General features: G+C 64.4%; 3 protein-coding genes. All 3 read right to left on the bottom strand.

The window, feature by feature from the left end:
• Positions 1–29 precede the first annotated feature (29 nt).
• Positions 30–989, bottom strand: coding sequence for a 2-hydroxyacid dehydrogenase (locus Y705_RS0115045; RefSeq protein WP_026533456.1), 960 nt, complete (start codon positions 987–989; stop codon positions 30–32).
• Positions 986–2,185: a pyridoxal phosphate-dependent aminotransferase gene (locus Y705_RS0115040; RefSeq protein ID WP_026533455.1), complete on the bottom strand. Its 1,200-nt coding sequence runs from the start codon at positions 2,183–2,185 to the stop codon at positions 986–988. The genes Y705_RS0115045 and Y705_RS0115040 overlap by 4 nt, the downstream gene beginning before the upstream one ends.
• 131 nt (positions 2,186–2,316) lie before the next feature.
• A partial coding sequence (locus tag Y705_RS21540; RefSeq protein WP_173401102.1) for an L-serine ammonia-lyase, iron-sulfur-dependent, subunit alpha occupies positions 2,317–2,823 on the bottom strand: 507 nt, incomplete at its 5' end.

Raw genomic sequence — 2,823 nt, 5'->3', positions numbered from 1 at the left:
CGACACCGCCGGCAATGGCCGCCTTGCCTCTAATTGATCGGCGAGGGTGGTCGTTCGTCGCCAAGCACGGCGAGGGTATTGTCTGCTGCGAGCATTGCCATGGCGGTACGGGTCTCGACGGTGGCGGAGCCGAGGTGTGGGACGAGCACAACGTTCTCGAGCTCGAGCAGTCCGGGGTGCACTCGGGGCTCGTTTTCAAAAACGTCGAGCCCGGCGCCACTGATCTGTCCCTCGCGAAGGGCAGAAGCGAGGGCTGCTTCGTCGATGATGGGCCCGCGGGCGGTGTTGATGAGGTAGGCCGAATCCTTCATGGCCGCGAGTTGTTCGGCGCCGATCAGGTGGTGGGTGGCAGGCCCGTAGGGGCAGTGCAGGGAGACGATGTCGGAGACGGTCAGCAGCTCGTCGAGGTCGACGCGCCGGGCACCCAGCTCTGCGGCGATCCCGGGATCGATTTCACTGCGCGACTGGTAGATGATTTCCATGCCGAAGGCTTTGGCCCGGCGTGCGGTGGCCTGGCCGATGCCGCCCATGCCTACGATGCCGAGGGTCTTGCCGTGCAGGCTGTTGCCGAGCAGGAAGAACATGCCCCACTTCCATGGCTGGCCGGAGCGGATGAGCCGTTCCCCCTCGCCGAGCCGGCGGGTCGCCATGAGGATCAGGCCGAGCGCGATGTCGGCTGTGGCGTCCGTGAGTACGTCAGGGGTGTTGGTGGCCACGATGCCTCGTTCGGTGCAGGCCGGCACGTCGATGTTGTCATAGCCGACAGCGACGTTCGCGACCACTTTGAGCTGCGGGCCGGCGGCGTCGAGCAGCTCGGAGTCGATGCGTTCTGTGAGCAGGCTCACCACGGCGTCGGCGCCGGCTACCCGGCGCAGGAGCTCCTCCCGGCCAATCGACTCCGGACTCTGCCAGGCGTCGACCTCGTGCTCGGCGCGAAGCTTATCGATAGCGGCGTCGGGTACACGTCCCGTGACGACGACCCGGCTCATGCCGTCTCGATCCACTTGCGCAGGCGGCCGAGGCCGTCGCGGATGTCAGCGACGTCGATGCCCGAGTAGGCGAGCCGGATGTACTGCCGCTCTTCGCCGGGCTGGCGGCGTCCGAAGTGCTCACGTGTGCAGAAGGAGACGCCGGTCTCGTGCAGGGCTGCGGAGGCGAAATCGCCGACTGCCGTGTACCCCATGCGCTGCATGGCCTCGGTGACGTCGGGGAAGAGGTAGAACGTCGACTTCGGCACGGCGACCTGCATGCCGGAGATGTGGTTCACGAGTTCGCATGCGGCATCCCGTCGCTCGCGCAGGATGTCGAGCATCTGCTGTACGGGTTCCTGGGTGCCACGGAGCGCTTCGATGCCGGCCCATTGCACGTAGTGCGTGGTGCACGACTCATCGTTGGTGTTGAGTGTGCTGAGCACCTTGGCGATCTCGATCGGGGCGACGGCGCAGCCGAGGCGTGATCCGGTCATGGCGAACTTCTTGCTGAACGTGTAGAGGATCACGGTGCGCTCCGCCATGCCGGGAAGCGAGGCGATGGAGCTGGAGACACCCTCATAGCGCGTCTCGAAGTACGCCTCATCGGAGAGTACCCAGAGGTCGTGCTCCTGGGCGAGCTGTGCGATAGCCTCCCGCTCGGCCGACGTCGACTCAGCCGAGATGGGGTTCTGCAGGTCGTTGTAGATGATTGCGACAGTATTCGGGTTGATCGATGCGCGCACCTGGTCGAGATCGATCGCGAAGCCCTCGCTCGTGGGCAGGTAGCGGTAAGGCACCGCTGTGCCACCGAGGTACTCGATCTGCGATTCGTAGATCGGGAAGCCGGGGTTGGGATAGAGCACTTCCTGGCCGGGGTTCATGACCGCCTGCAGGAATTTCGTGATCACGGGCTTGCCGCCCGTCATCACGACCACGTTGTCAGGGGTGAACTCAATACCCCGGCGGGCCCCAAGGTCGTCGGCGAGCGCCTCGCGCAACTGCGGGATGCCGGGGCCCGGGCAATAGCCCGTATTGCCGTCGGCGATGGCCCGGTTCATGGCTTCGACGATATGTGGTGCCGTCGGGATGTTGATGTCGCCGAGATGGAAGGGGTACACGAGGTTCCCCTTCGCCTTCCAGGCGGCCGCGGCTTGGGCGACGCTGAAGGCGGTTTCGGTGCCCAGACGTTCGAGCCGGTTAGCGAGTTGCTGCATGCTGTTCCACTCCTCATCGAGATTGTGATCGATCTTCTTCGGTAATCATTGCTGCTTTTGCGTCATGGCGGCAGTTAGGCAGGGTTGACTGGTGCCTTTCCAAGGCCCACGGCATGCCTTGCCATTGCTGCTCAGCACTCCACGACGTTGACGGCTAGCCCACCCATGGCCGTCTCCTTGTACTTGGAGCTCATGTCCTTGCCTGTTTCCCGCATGGTGATGATGACCTCGTCGAGGGACACCCGGTGTACGCCGTCGCCCCAAAGCGCCATTTTGGCGGCGTTGATCGCTTTCGCCGCGGCGATGGCGTTTCGTTCAATGCAGGGCACCTGAACGAGACCACCGATGGGATCGCAGGTCAGACCAAGATTGTGTTCCATCGCGATTTCGGCCGCGTTCTCAACCTGCGACGGGCTGCCGCCCATCACTTCGGCCAAGCCGGCGGCAGCCATGGACGATGCAGAGCCCACTTCGCCCTGGCAGCCCATTTCCGCGCCCGAGATCGAGGCTTGTTCCTTGTAGAGGACTCCGACAGCACCGGCGGTCAGAAGGAACTTGACCACCACGTCGTCGCGATCCTGCTGGTTGGCGTCCTGCATGCCGGGCGCGAAATGCAGGGCGTAGTACAGCACGGCGGG

The organism is Arthrobacter sp. H41, from assembly GCF_000520535.1.
Lineage (GTDB): Bacteria > Actinomycetota > Actinomycetes > Actinomycetales > Micrococcaceae > Arthrobacter_D.
The sequence above is the reverse complement of the archived record's forward strand: the minus strand, read 5'-3'. Positions and strand labels throughout refer to the sequence as shown.